This window comes from Helicobacter valdiviensis, assembly GCF_003245365.1.
GTDB lineage: Bacteria > Campylobacterota > Campylobacteria > Campylobacterales > Helicobacteraceae > Helicobacter_D > Helicobacter_D valdiviensis.
This window is the reverse complement of record NZ_NBIU01000001.1, coordinates 1-16,757: the sequence shown is the minus strand read 5'-3', so window position 1 is coordinate 16,757 and position 16,757 is coordinate 1. Positions and strand designations below refer to the sequence as shown.

Sequence of the window (16,757 nt, the reverse complement as noted above, 5' to 3'; positions counted from 1 at the left end):
CTAAAAAATTCCAAAATAAAATAAGAAGATAATTCCACCCAAAATAATACGATAAATCCCAAAAGGAACAAAATTAAATCTTGAAATAAAACCTAAAAAGAATTTGATAGCCAAAAGTGCGCTAAAAAATGCCACTATAAAGCCCACACCCAAAATCAAAAGATTATCCATATTAAATACTGCATAATTTTTATAGGCTGTATAACCGCTTGCTGCAATCATTGTAGGCACTGCCAATAGAAAAGAAAATTCTACAGCAACTTTTCTAGAACAACCAAGTAGCAAGCCACCAATAATTGTTGCCCCACTTCTTGAAGTCCCAGGTATCATTGCCAAAGCCTGAAAAAACCCTACCATTAAAGCCTGTTTATAACTAATTTCTTCTACTTCTCTAATATGATGCTCTTTTTCTTTGTAAAATTTTTCCACCAAAATAAATACAATTCCACCCAAAACTAGCATAATTGCTATTGTAATAACTTCCTCAAAAATCCTTGTAATCAACGAATGGAATAAAAATCCTAAAACTCCAGCAGGCAAAAACCCTACCCCAAGCTTAATCCATAAAGAAAGACTATTTTGAAACAACTTTCTCCAAAATACAAAAAGCACCGCCAAAATTGAACCAAGCTGGATAATTACTTCAAAACTTTTTAAAAAATCATCTTGTTTAATGCCTAAAAGTGATGAAGTAAGTATCAAATGCCCTGTTGAAGAAATAGGCAAAAACTCTGTAAGTCCCTCTACAATTCCCAAAATAATAGCAGAAATAAAATCCATAGTTTTCCTTATTACTTTATATTTTCAATAATAAATGTGTAAAAAATGCTAGATTTTATCATATTTCTAGACAATCTTTAGATAACTAACCCAAAAATTAAATTTTAAAGTATAAAATAAGTCTTAAGTATTATATGGAGTCTTATATGTTTAAAAGAATTTTAATTGCAAATCGTGGTGAAATTGCTGTGCGTATTATCCGTGCTTGTAATGATTTAAAAATTGAATCGGTTGCTATTTACTCAAGAGCTGATAGAGATAGCTTACATGTTAAAATGGCAACACATACTTATGCCATTAGCGAAGATCCTATTAAAGGCTATTTGGATGCAGATTTGATTATCCAAGCAGCCAAAGCAACAGAATCAGAAGCAATCCACCCAGGCTATGGCTTTTTAAGCGAGAATGCTACATTTGCTAAAAAAGTAGAAGAAGCAGGACTTATCTTCATTGGCCCAAGCCACGAAGTTATTGCTAAGATGGGAGATAAAAATGCAGCAAGAAATTTAATGATAGCAAATGGTATCCCAGTAGTTCCAGGAACTGAACCACTAAACTCGCTAAGTCTTTATGAGATTAAAAAAATTGCACAAAAAATAGGCTATCCTGTAATTTTAAAAGCCAGTAGTGGTGGCGGAGGTAGAGGGATTCGCGTTGTTTTTAAAGAAGAAGATTTGCAAAGCTCCTTTGAAGCTTGTAAAAGAGAAGCATTGACTTTCTTTAAAGACGATGATGTTTTTATGGAAAAATATATCCAAAATCCTCGCCATATAGAATTCCAAATTTTAGCAGATAATTATGGAAATACAATCCATTTACTAGAAAGAGATTGCTCTATCCAAAGACGCCATCAAAAACTTATAGAAATTGCACCCTCCCCTACGATGAGCACAGATTTGCGTCGCAGAATGGGAGTAGTTGCAGTGGCTGCTGCTAAGGCTGCAAATTATACCAATGCTGGAACTGTTGAATTTTTAGTAGATGATTATAATAATTTTTATTTTATGGAAATGAACACAAGAATACAGGTAGAACACGGCATCACAGAAGAGATTACTGGCTTTGATTTAATTGGCAGACAAATCCGCATTGCTAATGGAGAAATTCTAGATTTAAGCCAAAACGATATTCAAGCACAAGGCTTTGCTATTGAAGCTAGAATCAATGCTGAAGATGTGCATAATGATTTTGTCCCAACTCCTGGAACAATTAGCACTTATTATCCACCTCTTGGTCCTTTTGTGCGTGTGGATAGCTATATGTATAAAAATTTCACTATTCCGCCTTTTTATGATTCTATGATTGCTAAAGTGATTGTAAAAGCAACTAGCTATGATTTAGCAGTCAATAAACTCTATCGTGCATTAAATGAATTTAAAATAAGAGGCATTAAAACCACTATTCCGTTTTTAATCAATATTTGCAATGACAAAGACTTTAGAAAAGGGAATTTTGACACTTCTTATTTGGAAAATAAACTAGAAGAGCTTATGCCAGAAATCACAAAAGATGAAAGTGAAATTGTGGCTGCTATTGCCGTTGCTTTAGTGAAACATTTTGAAGAAGACTAAAATTAGATAGTTTTAAGTAAAATTTTGGCATAATCTTGTCTCGTTTTATTTTATATTTTAAGGTTTTACTATGAAGAGAACTTATCAACCTCATAACACACCACGAAAAAGAACTCATGGTTTTAGAGTGAGAATGCAAACTAAAAATGGTAGAAAAGTAATCAACGCAAGAAGAGCAAAAGGTAGAAAAAAACTAGCTATCTAAGGCTAACCCTTGCTTACCCTAAAAACTAAAAAAGAGTTTGATAACACTTATAAAAGCAATAAAAAATGGCATGACAAGCATTTTGCCATTTTTTTTAAAGAAAATCACAACTCCACAAATAAAGTCGGCTTTAGTGTTTCTAAAAAAATAGGTAATGCAGTGTGCAGAAATCTTATCAAAAGGCGTTTTAGACATCTTTACAAAGAGAGTTTGCCTTTTTTAAAAAGTGGCGATATGATTTTGCTAGCTAAAATAGATATTGCAAAAGTGCCTTTTCAAACTCTTAAAATAGGCTATCAAAAAGCTATACATCGTTTAGGGATTTTACAAAATGCTTAAAGCTCCAGCACTTCTATTATTGGATTTTTACCAACATTATATTTCTAAATTACTAGGCAATAATTGCAGGTATTATCCTAGTTGTTCTGAATATTCTAAAGAGCTTTTTTTATTTACAAATCCTTTTGTTGCTTCTTTAAAGACACTACAAAGGCTTTTAAGTTGCAACCAATTCTTTAAGGGCGGTGTAGATTATCCTAAAATTTCTAAGAAAATCACACCTATTTTCTCCAAACCTTGTGTTTTTGAATATTGGCTCATTCCTACCCAAATAATTCCTCAAAAACACTTTCGTTTAGGCAAGAATTTCTATCCCTTAAAAACATTTTGGCTAGTCAAATCCTATCCAATCCAATCAAAAATTTTCAAGAAGGCAATTCCGTGTTAAATAAACTTGACAATCTTAGTTCACAAACCCGTATCATCTTAGCAGTAGCTCTTGCGTTAGCTTTTTTTATACCCTATGGCTATTTCTTTCCTTCAAAAGAAAACAATGCCACTTCCATCAATAATACACAAAAACAAGCTACAACAACTCCACAAATTAGCACAGCCAATATAGTTGCGCTACTAAACAATCAAAATACTGATAGCACAACAAATCAAAGACAAATCATTGCCACTATCAAGGCAAAGGATTTTGAATTTGAAATTGATAGATTAGGTAGAATTTCACAAAGCTATTTAAAAACCCCAAAAGAAGATGCAAGTTCGCACAAATTTAGTCTTTTTAGCGAAGACATTGCCTCTCCAAACAACCCTAAACCTCTTGAAATTCGTTTTAGTGATAATATTTTAAACCAAAAGGCTTTCAATACACCTTATAGTGCTTCAAGCTCAGAGATTATCATAAAAGATTCTCCGCAAACTCTTACTTTAACACAAGATTTAGGAGATTTTAAAATAGAAAAAATCATCACATTTAATAGCAATGGTTCTTATGAAGTCGCTATCAATCTTCCAAACAATTACCAATATTTTATCTCTCCTGGTATGCGTCCTAAAGTAGAAAACGATACTTATGTATTTAAAGGAGTAATTATCAAAGAACAAGATGGCACTATTACAACAATAGAAGATGGAGAAGCTACAAAACAAGAAAATTTCAATAATTCTGCAATTTTAGCAAGTGTAGATCGCTATTACACCACTTTACTTTTTAGCAAAAATAATGATTTAAATTCTGTGATTTTAAACAATTCTAGTGAAGATCCTATGCCTTTTATTAGTGCAAATACTCCTTTAAAACTTTATGGATATATAGGGCCTAAAGATTATCGCTTATTAGAAAGCATTTATGCACCACTTAGCGATGTAGTGGAGTATGGAATTATTACCTTTTTTGCAAAGCCTCTCTTTTTGCTTTTAGACTATCTTTATAATCTTTGTGGAAACTGGGGATGGGCTATTATTCTTTTAACTTTTATTGTTAGAGTGGTGCTCTATCCACTCACCTATAAAGGTATGGTTTCTATGCAAAAGCTAAAAGATCTTGCTCCAAAAATGAAAGAATTACAACAAAAATACAAAGGAGAACCCCAAAAACTCCAAGCACATATGATGGAGCTTTACAAAAAGCATGGTGCAAATCCTATGGGCGGATGTCTGCCACTACTTCTACAAATGCCTGTATTCTTTGCAATTTATCGTGTTTTATACAATGCCATTGAACTAAAAGGTGCAGAATGGCTTTTATGGATTGAGGATTTATCTGTTATGGATCCTTATTTTGTATTACCTATTCTTATGGGTATCACAATGTATTTACAACAACATCTTACACCAACAACCTTTAGCGATCCTATGCAAGAAAAAATCTTTAAATTCTTGCCGCTCATCTTTACGATTTTCTTTGTAACTTTCCCAGCAGGTTTAGTTCTTTATTGGTTTGTAAATAATATCTTCTCTATCTTGCAACAACTTATTATCAACAAATCTTTAGAACGCAAAAAAGCAAGAGAAATAGCACAACATAAACACACAAAGGAGTAAAATGAAGAAGTTTGAAGCACACACACTAGAAGAAGCCTTAATTCTAGCATCTAGTGAACTTGCTTGCTCGGTTGTAGATTTAGAATATGAAATCATACAAAATGCCTCAAATGGCTTTTTGGGTTTTGGTAAAAAGAAGGCAATTATATGTGCCCAAATCAAGCCTTCTATTGCCAACAATGCCCCACAAACTGCAACACAAAATTCTATCACTCCAAACATTCCACAAGAAAAAGAAACCTTACCAATACAAAGCCAACAGAACCCTCTAACTTCATTCCTTAGCATAATACCCACCATCAAACAAGAATTAGATGAACTTTTATCACTCCTTCCTTATAGTATTGAAATTGCCACCATTGAACCTTATGATACAAACACGCTTTATATTAAGCTAGATGGAGAAGATTCAGCATTGTTAATCGGCAAAGAGGGTTACCGCTACAAAGCAATATCCTATTTAATTTTTAATTGGATTAATCATGCTTATGGCTTAATGATACGCCTAGAAATCGCAGAGTTTTTAAAAAATCAAGAAGAAATGATTGCAAATTATCTCTTACCTATTATTGAGACTATTAAAAATACCGGCAAAGCGCAAACCAAACCCTTAGATGGAGTTTTAGCCCATATAGCTCTAAAACAACTAAGAGAAGAATTTCCCAATAAATATGTTTCTTTTAGATTAAATAATGAGGGCGAGCGTTTTATTATTGTCAATGATTTTTATACTAAGCCATGAATGAAACCATTATAGCTCCCACTACAACTTATGGGAAATCTTCTCTTAATGTTTTACGATTAAGCGGGGAAAATGCTTTAAAAATTGCTTCCAAACTCACCCATAAAGAAACGAGCTTTTTTACTCCTCGCCATGCCTTTTTACTCAATGTATATTTTAGCGATCACTCTTTATTGGATACTTGCATTGTTATTTATTTTAAAGCTCCTCATAGCTATACTACAGAAGATGTTATAGAGTTCCAATGCCATGGTGGAACTTTCATAGCCCAAAGCCTAATTAATGAATGTATTTCTTTAGGTGCAAGACTTGCAAATCCTGGAGAATTTACCAAAAGAGCATTTTTGGGAGGCAGAATAGATCTCTCTCAAGCAGAAGCTATTGCCAAACTCATTGAAATTCAAAATATAACTGCCCATAAAATGCTTATGCGTCATCTAAAAGGAGAAATGCAAGATTTTTGCGAATCGCTTCGCACACAGCTTATCACAATCTTAGCACATAGTGAAGTTTTTATAGATTATGCAGATGAAGATTTACCTTCTAATCTTGTGGAAAATTTAAACCAAAATTTAGATAAAATTTTAAGAACACTTTCTAATCTTTTAGAGCAATCCCAACAAAAATATATGCTCCTCTCTGGCATTAAGCTTTGCATCATCGGAAAGCCCAATGTTGGTAAAAGTTCACTTTTAAATGCACTTTTGCGTAAAAACCGTGCTATTATTAGCGATATTGCGGGAACTACACGCGATAGCATTGAAGAAAACTTTCTATTAGGTGGACATCTTTTAAAACTTATTGATACTGCAGGAATTAGAGAAAGTGAAGATATTATAGAAAAAGAAGGAATTAAAAGAAGTATCCAAAACGCCAAAGAAAGTGATTTATTGCTAGCCCTTTTTGATTATAGCAAGCCCTTAGAAGATGAAGATAGAAAAATCATCTCTTTATTACAGGAATACAAAAATGAGAAAAAAATTCTCGTTTTAATCAATAAAACCGATTTGGAAAAAAAATTAGATATGGATATGCTAAAAATCTTTAACCCTCTTTTTTTAAGTCTTAAAGAAGAAAATAAAGAGGATAAAAATTCTTCTCTCTCGCTTTTTAAGCAAAAACTAGAAAGTATTCTAAACACACAAGAAGAAAATGAAGCTCTACTCCTTACCTCACAGCACCAATTCCAAGCAGTCAATTCTTGTATCACGGCTCTAAAAGAAGCTAAAATTCCTTTAGAAAATGGGGAGCTAGAAATTTTTAGTTTTCACATTAACGAGGCTATTAAAGCTATTGCTTCAATTACAAAACCTTATGAATATTCACAAATGCTTGATGTGATGTTTGGCGATTTTTGTTTAGGAAAATAGTTTGCCCTTAAAAACTAAAATTGCCTTTCAATAATTCTTATAACCTCCAAGGCAAAGCCTTATTTAATATTTTTAACTAACCTGCCACTTTGTTTTATTTCACAAATAATCTCTAAAACTCATTTTTTATCTCTAAAGATTTTTTATAAATTGCAATCTTTATACTAAAATGGCCTACTTTCATTATAAAAAACTTAATAACACCACTTTGGTTCAAAGTCATTTTTTACTTTAATTCCTAAGATTTGATTTTCCACTCTTAAAGCCTGAATTATCTTCGTTTCTTTTTTAAAATAGATACCTAGTTAATTTTAATAAAAACAAAAACTCTCTTTGAAATTTTATACTACTTTATGCAATTAATACCAATTTTATTAGAAGCGTTTAAGCTTTATAGCTATGAAGGGTATTTTAAAAAGAGGTGTAACTATTTCAAGATATTTTTAATAAAATCCTGCAAATACGATATTAAACGCATAAAAAAGTGCCATTTATAATTTCTACCAAGTGCAAAAAATCCCAAAATGTCTGTTTTATCCCAAATAAGTGTTTAAAAGCCTTGTAAAGCTTGATTAAATACAATTTAGAGCCCAATATTTCTTATCCTAAAATAATAAAAACTCTTGAGATAGTTACATTTTTACTTAAAATAATCTTATAAATTGTTTTGAATAGCTATTTTTAAATACCTATAAATCTTATTTTAACCACCTTTTATTCTAAAAATATATGTAGTTATCGTTTTTAAGTTTTTAAGAATATTCTTAAATATTTTTAGTATTTTCACTTTGATTTCTAATGCAAATATTCTTCTTTTGTTTTTATTTTCCTTTTGCTTTAAAAACTTTTCTTACAATTTGAAATTTTATGCTTTTTATTACTTTTATAAACAAATAAGGAGTATTTATGCAAACTCTAAAACATTCTAAGCTACATTTATATGGAAGAAACTACAGAAAAACTAAAAGATATTCTAGCAAGCAAGGGCAAGAAATCTAAGCATTTAAAGAAATATTTTTATTTTCAAGCATAGTATGAATTTTATTTTTATCAAAGCAAGAAAGCTTGAAATTAGCATATACACGCTACTTTCTGCATTATTAAATTACAAACAAAATCTAGCAAATCAATAATACTTTCAAACTCACAGCTCATCAACACTTTTGCAATTTACCATTTTATCTCCTTGCTAAACAATAATTTCCAATGTTTGATTTACTGTGTCCCACCCTTACAGCCATATTACCAAAACTTAAACCCTTATCATTTTGTCTTGTCATTTCTCTTTTGCATTCATCTTTGATGGGATTAGAACTTTTAAGCACATCAATCAAAGATAAATCATTAAAACTACTACTTTCAAAGCATTTTTTCCATTGCATTAAATACCTTAATAAATTCAACTTTCCATTTATAAACTTTCTCACCTCTAAAATCTATAGCAAGCAATAAAAAACCATCACAGATTTAGGTTGCAAACAAGGCAAAGCCCTTCCTGTGCTATCAGTATAGCTACTAAAACACACTATTCAATCTCCTCATTCCCCAAGGCTTCTCCAAACTCATAATCCTTTTTAGCAACCTTTCCTAAAATCTGCGACAAATACTTAGGCGCTAGACCAAATCCTGGACGGATTGATGCAATATTATCTCTACTAAACCTCTCCCCTTTTTTAATAGGTGCTATTACATATAAAGAACGCATAAAAGCCCTACCCTCTTTACTTTTTTGGCTTAGCTCATAACTTCCATTTCCTAAAAGCAATTCCACATTTCTAATCTCTTTACTCATAGTTAAAAATTCTTGTGGCTCCATAGAAAAGGCACTATCCACCCCCCCTAACTTTCTATCCAAAATAAAATGTTTTTCAATCACCCTAGCACCTAATGCTACTGCACTAATTGCTGCAAGATTCCCCAAAGTATGATCAGAAAGCCCCACCTTTACTCCAAAGTCTTTTTTCATCTTAGGTAAAAGAGATAAATTTGCTTCATTTATAGGTGCTGGATAAGCACTTGTGCATTGGAGCAGTGTAATATCACTTGCCCCATTTTCTTTACACACTTTAATGGCTTCACAAATTTCTTCATAAGTTGCAATTCCTTTAGATAAAATGATGGGCTTTTTTGTGCGTGCCATATATGCCACAAGCTCCAAATCTACTATTTCAAAAGAAGCTACTTTATAAATTGGATTTCCTAAACTTTCTAAAAAATCCACACCTTTTTTAGAAAAAGGCGAAGAAAAGCATACAAGTCCCAAACTCTTTGCATAAGAGAAAAGTTCCTCATGCCACTCCCAAGGCGTCATTGCCTCCTTATAAAGCGCATAAAAATTCTTCCCCTCCCACAAAGTGCCTTTAATTTTAAAATCCTCTCTATCACAATCTAAACTCATACAATCTGGCGTATAAGTTTGGAGCTTGATTGCATTAGCTCCGCTTAACTTTGCTGCTTTTATAGTTTCTAATGCTAACTTTTTATCTTGATTATGGTTTGCTGATAATTCTGCCACTAAAAAAACTTCTTTAAAATTCTCCAATTTAATTCCTTTGCAAAAAAGTTTTCATTATAATTATAGCTCATTATAAAAATTTGTGATAATCATAAGGAGAATAGCTCAATGAAAAAACATCTACTTTTTTTAGGCTTTATCTTTTTGCTTATGGGTTGTGATTCCCAAATAGATAATCTCAAACAAAAAAGTGAAGAAACCCTACAAAATGCGTTAGAAAGCGGAAAAGAAGGCTTACAAAAAGGCACACAAAAGGTAAATGATTTTCTAGAGAGCAATAAAACTCAAGAATTTATTCAAGATATTCAAGAACCTATTTACAATCAAACCAAAAAGCTAGAAAACTATCTACAAGACAATATAAGCAATTCAAAAGAAGAAAAAGAGGCAAATTCTACTAGGTAGCTTTACCTAAGCTTACATATCCTCTTCTTTTAACATAGCTCTTGATTCTTCTCTTACTTTATCCATACCTATATAAAATTCTTTCATCATAGACAAAAAGAGATATTTACCCTCTCTTGTAGGATAATAATCCTCTCCTTTTTTATAAATATTTTTTGTTAATTTTAAAAATAGTAATTCTTTAAATAAATCCCATTCAAGATTGCTATTATATTTTTCCCTAAATTGCTTTGCACTCACCTTGCCTCCAAAAAGCTCTACCATAAGGCGATATTGGAGCTGAGACTTTTTAGAATACTTTCTTTGCCTTACCACTCCCATTTTACCTTCGCTAATGCGTTTTGAATACTCTTTTAAAGAGAAAGTATTTACATACAAAGTTCCATTTAAAAAACTAAAAGAACCAGAACCAATCCCCACATATTCATCATTATCCACCACATATTCATCAAAAATCTCACTTCCTTTATGTGAGAAAGCCCAACTTGAAAGCGGAGTAAAATCTTCTTTTAGAGTATCTAAAATTTGCTCATAAAGCTTTGCTTCATTATCCAGATTAACAAGCCCAATGGAGCGTTTTAAAATACTTTTTACAGAAGGAGAAGACATCAAAGGATAAGTAGTAAGCTGATTGGGTTTTAATTTTTTAATAATCTCTAAATCTCTAGCTAACATCTCTTGGGTTTGATTTGGAAAATTAAAAATCAAATCTACATTCAAAATAGGCAAAATACCAATAGCCCCTTCTAGCTTCTTAATTGTCTCTTCTCCACTGCCAAACTTTTCATATCTTCCAATTTTCCTTAAAATTCCATCATCAAAAGTTTGCACCCCCACTGAAAGCCTATCTATCCTACCTTTAAAACTTTCTAAAGTTTCCTTTTGTAGATGATTAGGATCAGACTCACAAGACACCTCTTGAATCCCAAAAAGACTTTTAGCCAAGTCTAGCGTCTTACAAAGCTCATCTGGCATAATAGAGGTTGTCCCACCTCCCACATAAATAGAACTAAAATCATAACCCAGCTCTTTTACCTTAAGCATTTCTTGACGCAAAGATTCAAAATATTTTTTCGCCTTATCTTCTTGAAACAAAAAGCGATTAAAAGAACAATAAGTGCAAAGCGTCATACAAAAAGGAACATGGATATATAAAAGATAACTTTTATTTTTAACTTTATGAGGTAAAGGAGGAGGCAACTTGTCTAAATTTGCAGGCTCAAGATGCAAATAATTGTTAGTAGCATAACGCATAAGATTATTGACTAATTTGGTAGAAAAATTTTGTCGTATCACTAAAATCCCCAAAATTAAGAAATTAAATTTCACTTTTTAAAAAATATCGGAATTATAATCTTTTTTCTTTTAAAAAAACTTAGTTTTTTAGTATTCTTTTATAATAATGCGTATCATTTTTTATTCATTTACTCTTTTATTTTTATAATTTTACCTCAATTTCTTACTAATTTTTAAGGATTAAAGATGAATAGAAGACAATTTTTACAATTTAATGCTTTAGGATTAGCTGCAATTAGTAGCACTTATGCTATGGATCACAGCAAACACACAATGATGCATAACTCCCACACAAATCACCATAATATGAGCAATCACACTAATATAGACACAAGTTTCATTACTCTAGAAGATATTAATCTGCCTTTGCTAGATTCTAGTAAATTTCCACAAAACAAAGCTTTAAAGCCCTTACCACTCTTAAAAAATACAAGCAAAGAAAAAAATACTTTCCAAGCAACTTTAAGCATTGATGAAGTGGAATTGAATATTATTGATGAGAAAAAAACGCGTGTATATGCTTATAACCACTCTATTCCCGCTCCTAAAATTGAAGTTTATGAGGGCGATTTTGTAGAAATCAAAGTCCAAAATAACCTTAAAGAACCCACAACCATTCATTGGCATGGCTTACCTGTCCCACCTGAACAAGATGGCAATCCACATGATCCCATTTTAGCAGGAGAAGAGAGAATTTATAGCTTTAAGCTTCCTTTAAATTCTGCTGGAACTTATTGGTACCATCCACATCCTCACTACATCACAGGAAAACAAGTATATATGGGATTAGCGGGTGTTTTTGTTGTTAAATCTAAAAATGATGCACTCTCTCATTTAAAAGAGCAAGATTGGGTGATTAGCGATATTAAACTTGACAAATCCGCTCAAATTCCTGCAAATAACCTTATTGATTGGCTCAATGGAAGAGAAGGCAATACACTTTTAATAAATGGAGAGCATAAGCCACAAATCACCATAGACAAAGCCCAAAGAATTAGAATCTATAATTTTTGCTCTGCTAGATATTTAAATTTAAAAATAGAAAACGCAGAATTTATTCTTGTTGGCACTGATGGAGGGCTAATAGAAAAACCTGTTGTGCTAAAAGAACTCTTTTTAGCTCCTGCAATGCGCGCTGAAGTTATCATAAAACCAAGCAAAATTGGCGATTTTAAACTCATTAGCACTTATTATGATAGAGATAAAATGATGGTTCAAGAAGAAAAGCTAGACACTCTCTTAGCAACTTTAGATATTAAAAACATACAACAAGAAATTCCAAATTCATTAAGAAAATTAGAAGACTTGGGACAGCCTGTCGCCTTTAAAGAAGTGGTGATGAGTGAGGATCATTCTAAAATGCATGGCATAGGCAAAAAAAGCAATAAAGAGATTAAAAATGCACTTGCTAGTATGTTTTTGTTAAATGGAGAGATTTTCTCAATGGATAAAGCCCAACTTACCTCAAAACTAGGCGAAGTAGAAATATGGAAAATTACCAATAAATCCCATATGGATCATCCATTCCACATCCATGGCACACAATTTGAAGTGCTTAATTCCACCTTTAAAGGCAAAAAAACCAAAGCTCCTTTTAGAGCTTTAAGAGATACCATTAATGTTCGTCCTAATGAAACTTTAGAACTTAAAATGAAACAAGATTTCAAAGGACTTAGAATGTATCATTGTCATATTCTAGAGCATGAAGATTTAGGAATGATGGCTACACTAAAAGTGGAATAGTTTTCCACTTTTAGTTTTCATAAACTTTCTCAATGCTTTTTCCATATCTTTATAGTATTTTACAAAGAATTTATCTTTTATTTTGTCTAAAAATAGACTTTATTTTTATTATTTATATTCTTATTATACATTCTAAGCAATCCATCAAATTTTTAAATGTGACAATCCAATACTCACAAAGGCAAAATCAAACTATGATAATCCGCATAATAAATATTGCAAGATTTCAAAAAAGGCAAAAAGAAAAGATTCTAACCTGCTTATTTTAACTTTGCTGGGGTTGTGAATTCCTCATTACGCGAGCGGGAGTTCCACTCCCTGCACCTACCTGAAGCCTCCGTCCCACTACGCTACGCTTGCGGGGAGCTTCGCTCTTTGCCTTTAGAAGAATTTTTTAAAATACTTTAAGTCTAAGTTAAGCAGGTATTAACTAGAAACTTATTGAGTTTTTAGATTGTATTTTTCTAGTTTCTTTTTGAAACTAGAATGAGAACTATTAAAGAAATTATAAATAAAATTATTAATTCCATACTAGCTCCTTTTTACATCTTCTATAAAGACAATAAAAACAAAGCTTAAAGCGTTGCAGTTATAGCATAAAAAGATTAGTTTAAAAATTTTTATTACAAAATTTATTATTATATTGAGCGAAACAAAACAACTTTTTATTGCAATAATAACAAGGTGAAATGTCACTGCGAGACTTACGCTAGTAAGTCGTGGCAGTCTAATGAAATTACTTAAGCTTCTTGATTATTTTTCAGATTGCTTCAGCTCTAAAGAGCTTCGTAATGACAGATAAATACCTATAATGATATTCTAACTTTGTCACTGCGAACGAAGCGAAGCGAAATGTGGCAGTCCAAAAAAACAATCTAAAGGTAAAACAATAGAATATTTGAGTTTTTTAAAAAGCTTTACAATAAAAGAAGAATATTTTTAAATCTTTAAAAGAGATTGCCACGAGTTCTACGAACTCTCGCAATGACAATGTGTTAAATTCTATTAGCTAAGAATAGAATAAAAGTTTTAAAAGGTTTTTTAAAAGTTAGCTATCTAAGAAATTAAATAAATTTTAGTAGTTACGGTATATAGCTTTAGCTTTTATGAAATTTTAAGAGGTTAGCGGACTTAGTGTCCGTGCCTCTTGAAATTTTATAAATCTATATGCTAGATATCTTAAATACGAATTTCTTCTATATTCTTTGTGCCATACAAGGATTATTTGTCTTAAAATTATCTGAAACATAGCAAGTTTTTCTATTTAACCTCCCCTCTTCCTCATCAATTGCAACCTCCTCGGCAGGTTTTACAAAAACCTCTTTGATTTGATTTCTAAAAACAATGCTTGCAGTAGGTGCATTTATAGTTTGATTATCGTTTCTATTATCTTCCTCCCAAACCAAATTAAATGGATTTGTAAATTTCACATATCCACCCACATTATCTCCATTAGCCTTATAAATATCATATTGCTTATTTTCCCCATGATTTACGATTGCTAGCAAATCTTGCTGATACTGCTTCATCTTTGCCAATTTTTCTTCAATCTTCTTTGCAATACTCATTTTCTGTTCTTCTTTTAAAACCTCATTATATTCTTTGATAAGCTCTTCACATTCTTTTAAAAACTTTACCCTTTCTTCTATCTTTTTCATTCCTTCCACAAAATCATATGCCATTTTATCAATATGGACAATATCTTTTTGAGAGTTTGCAAAGTCTTTATCATGCAAGAGTTCTTGTAAAGCTCCATCTTCTCCATTAAAAGCTCTTAAAAATGAAAGGGTTTGCTTTAAAGATTCAGGATAAATGTAATTACCCTCTTTATCAAAATGCTTTTGCAAATCAATAACAAAATTCATAGAATAAATTTCATTAATAATTTGTTCCACCAACTCTTTACTAAAATCATTTTCATTAAGTGTAATTTTAGTTAGCCCATTTTCATCTAAACCGCTCTCTGGGACTTCTGGCTCTTTATTTGGAGGAGTGATATTACTAATTATGGGCTTTTGTATATCTTTAATTTTTCCTGTAAAGTCTTTATAAGCATTATCCCTATCGGTATATGGTGTTACTATGCCTTCATTTTCGGTAGCATTTGTCAATTCACCCTGTTTATGATAGATATAAATATCTTCAAATGCTAATTTACCTCCTCCTATTTTGCCTCCATAGAATTTACCCATTTCTTTAGAATCGTTAGAAACGCTCATTGTTGTCCCCTCTTCAAAAAATAAATAAATCTTTTTAAAATCTATTTTGTCTTCTCCATCAAAAATATAACCTAAAAAACCACCCACAGCCGTATTTCTAGAATTATCACCTTCCGTTGTTGCACTTATTTTATTTAATCCAGCAATAGAAATATTTTCAAATGTAATCTCTCCTGAAGCATCGCCCACAAAACCTCCTGCATGAACTTGTTCTTTTTTAGAATAGCCTAATATCTCTTGAATATTACCCAAAGAGATATTTGTAAACTTTATACCTCCTCCTGTAAATTTCCCAGCAAAGCCACCTACACTTACAAACAAAGCATTGCTACTTGCTTCTATTTTGATGATATCTCCTAGAGAAATTTGACTAAACTCGCCTTCCCTTATCATTCCTGCAAATCCTCCAGTCTGAGCATTACTACCACTAACAGCAATGATATTATTCATATTAGATAATTTTATATTTTCAAACTTTCCACCATCTATCTCTCCTGCAAATCCACCAGAATATCCCCACGCTTCTCCATTTCCAATAACATCTTTAATGCTTACTTCTATGGAGTTATATTTACCACCATCTATCTCTCCTGCAAATCCACCTATTTTAAAATCTTCAATGCTAGAAATTCTAATACCCTCCAAAGCTAAAGAAATATTATTAAAATCAGAATCCCTAGCACTCCCCACAAAACCACCTACTCCAAATTCTTTCCTGCTTTGAAAATCAGCTTCTATTCCTCCAGTGCCATAATTTACAATAATATTACCAAAATTAGCATTACTAGCTTTACCAAAAATCCCTACATATTGAGGTTTATTTACTAAATTGGTCGTATCAATATTAATATTTTTCAGTGTATATCCATTACCATTAAAAAAAGAGCTAAAGGCATAACTATCCCCTACAATCATAGAAGTGCAACCAAGTCCTTCAATGCAATAATTAGCATAATTTTTACCTTGCTTTGCCCCAAAGTCTATATCACTTGTAAGTCTATATTCCTTTGCAGTATTTCTAAAATCTTCTTTTTCATTAGTTCCTTTTGCAAAATGCCACCAATCTCTATCACTACCTATTCCTACATATTTATCTTTTGTGAGATTATTTCCACTTGTTTTATCAAATACATTCCAAGAACTTGTATTATAATAATATCCAGTAGCATCTAAATAAGCTTTGGCTTTATTAGAAGCTTTAGCACTTAAAGAATTTAGAGTATTGCCATTAATACTTGCTACATCAATACTAATATCTTTTCCCTCTATACTAATATTATTTGTATTAATTTGATTAAATTCCCCCTTATCATTAAAAGCTTTTTCTAGTATTACTCTATTCCCCACCATTACTACTTCATTAGCTTGAATACTTCCTTTGTTTATAATATCTCCTCTAGTGCTATTAGATTTAAACACAGGAGAGAAAGGCGCTAATACACCTACACCATTATTAGCTTTATTAGCTTCTTTAAAAGCATTAAGTGTATCTGTATCAATAGGAGATGTAGAAATACCAAACTTATTAGCATTAATACTTCCACTCTCTGTTACTATTACCCCACTAGGATTAACAATAA

Annotated in this window: 15 protein-coding genes; 9 read left to right on the top strand and 6 right to left on the bottom strand. The window is 31.6% G+C overall.

Going from position 1 to position 16,757, the window contains the following annotated elements; all coding sequences use genetic code 11:
• The gene (locus B6S12_RS00070) at positions 1-780 is read right to left on the bottom strand and encodes an undecaprenyl-diphosphate phosphatase (RefSeq protein WP_111228779.1); all 780 of its coding nucleotides are present in this window, start codon (positions 778-780) and stop codon (positions 1-3) included.
• Between the two features lie 146 nt (positions 781-926).
• Between B6S12_RS00070 and B6S12_RS00065 the strand changes: the two genes are divergently transcribed.
• From B6S12_RS00065 to mnmE, 7 genes are all read left to right on the top strand, one after another.
• Entirely contained in the window at positions 927-2,351 is a 1,425-nt protein-coding gene (locus B6S12_RS00065; RefSeq protein ID WP_111228778.1) for an acetyl-CoA carboxylase subunit A, read from the top strand.
• 70 nt (positions 2,352-2,421) lie between these two features.
• Positions 2,422-2,556 (top strand): 50S ribosomal protein L34, encoded by a 135-nt coding sequence (gene rpmH, locus B6S12_RS00060; protein WP_111228777.1) that lies wholly within the window; start codon positions 2,422-2,424, stop codon positions 2,554-2,556.
• Between the two features lie 9 nt (positions 2,557-2,565).
• A complete protein-coding gene (gene rnpA / locus B6S12_RS00055) occupies positions 2,566-2,895 on the top strand; it encodes a ribonuclease P protein component (protein WP_111228776.1) in 330 nt (109 codons plus the stop codon).
• A complete protein-coding gene (yidD, locus tag B6S12_RS11785; protein ID WP_111228775.1) occupies positions 2,888-3,283 on the top strand; it encodes a membrane protein insertion efficiency factor YidD in 396 nt (131 codons plus the stop codon). Before rnpA ends, yidD begins: the two co-directional genes overlap by 8 nt.
• Positions 3,277-4,887 carry a membrane protein insertase YidC gene (gene yidC, locus B6S12_RS00045; RefSeq protein WP_111228774.1) on the top strand — a complete coding sequence of 537 codons (1,611 nt, stop codon included), beginning with the start codon at positions 3,277-3,279 and terminating at the stop codon, positions 4,885-4,887. The genes yidD and yidC overlap by 7 nt, the downstream gene beginning before the upstream one ends.
• 1 nt (position 4,888) lies before the next feature.
• Positions 4,889-5,629, top strand: a complete 741-nt coding sequence (locus B6S12_RS00040; RefSeq protein ID WP_111228773.1) for a Jag N-terminal domain-containing protein — start codon at positions 4,889-4,891, stop codon at positions 5,627-5,629.
• On the top strand, positions 5,626-6,999 hold the full coding sequence (gene mnmE / locus B6S12_RS00035; RefSeq protein ID WP_111228772.1) for a tRNA uridine-5-carboxymethylaminomethyl(34) synthesis GTPase MnmE: 1,374 nt from the start codon (positions 5,626-5,628) through the stop codon (positions 6,997-6,999). The genes B6S12_RS00040 and mnmE overlap by 4 nt, the downstream gene beginning before the upstream one ends.
• Before the next feature lie 1,178 nt (positions 7,000-8,177).
• Here the strand turns inward: mnmE and B6S12_RS00030 are convergent.
• From B6S12_RS00030 to pseI, 3 genes are all read right to left on the bottom strand, one after another.
• Complete coding sequence (locus B6S12_RS00030) at positions 8,178-8,381, bottom strand: hypothetical protein (RefSeq protein ID WP_111228771.1); 204 nt, start codon at positions 8,379-8,381, stop codon at positions 8,178-8,180.
• On the bottom strand, positions 8,359-8,448 hold the full coding sequence (locus B6S12_RS11370; RefSeq protein WP_245892429.1) for a Rha family transcriptional regulator: 90 nt from the start codon (positions 8,446-8,448) through the stop codon (positions 8,359-8,361). The genes B6S12_RS00030 and B6S12_RS11370 overlap by 23 nt, the downstream gene beginning before the upstream one ends.
• A gap of 76 nt (positions 8,449-8,524) precedes the next feature.
• Complete coding sequence (pseI, locus tag B6S12_RS00025) at positions 8,525-9,547, bottom strand: pseudaminic acid synthase (protein WP_111228770.1); 1,023 nt, start codon at positions 9,545-9,547, stop codon at positions 8,525-8,527.
• Positions 9,548-9,622: 75 nt separating this feature from the next.
• Here pseI and B6S12_RS00020 point away from each other — a divergent pair, with 75 nt between their 5' ends.
• Positions 9,623-9,919: a hypothetical protein gene (locus B6S12_RS00020; RefSeq protein WP_111228769.1), complete on the top strand. Its 297-nt coding sequence runs from the start codon at positions 9,623-9,625 to the stop codon at positions 9,917-9,919.
• A 12-nt stretch (positions 9,920-9,931) separates the two neighbouring features.
• Here the strand turns inward: B6S12_RS00020 and B6S12_RS00015 are convergent, their stop codons facing one another.
• Positions 9,932-11,215 carry a coproporphyrinogen III oxidase family protein gene (locus B6S12_RS00015; RefSeq protein WP_111228917.1) on the bottom strand — a complete coding sequence of 428 codons (1,284 nt, stop codon included), beginning with the start codon at positions 11,213-11,215 and terminating at the stop codon, positions 9,932-9,934.
• Between the two features lie 186 nt (positions 11,216-11,401).
• On the opposite strand from B6S12_RS00015, the gene B6S12_RS00010 reads away from it, so the two are divergent.
• A complete protein-coding gene (locus B6S12_RS00010) occupies positions 11,402-12,958 on the top strand; it encodes a multicopper oxidase family protein (protein ID WP_111228768.1) in 1,557 nt (518 codons plus the stop codon).
• Between the two features lie 1,196 nt (positions 12,959-14,154).
• Here the strand turns inward: B6S12_RS00010 and B6S12_RS10970 are convergent.
• Positions 14,155-16,757: hypothetical protein (locus B6S12_RS10970; RefSeq protein ID WP_111228767.1), on the bottom strand; the 2,603-nt coding region annotated here is incomplete at its 5' end.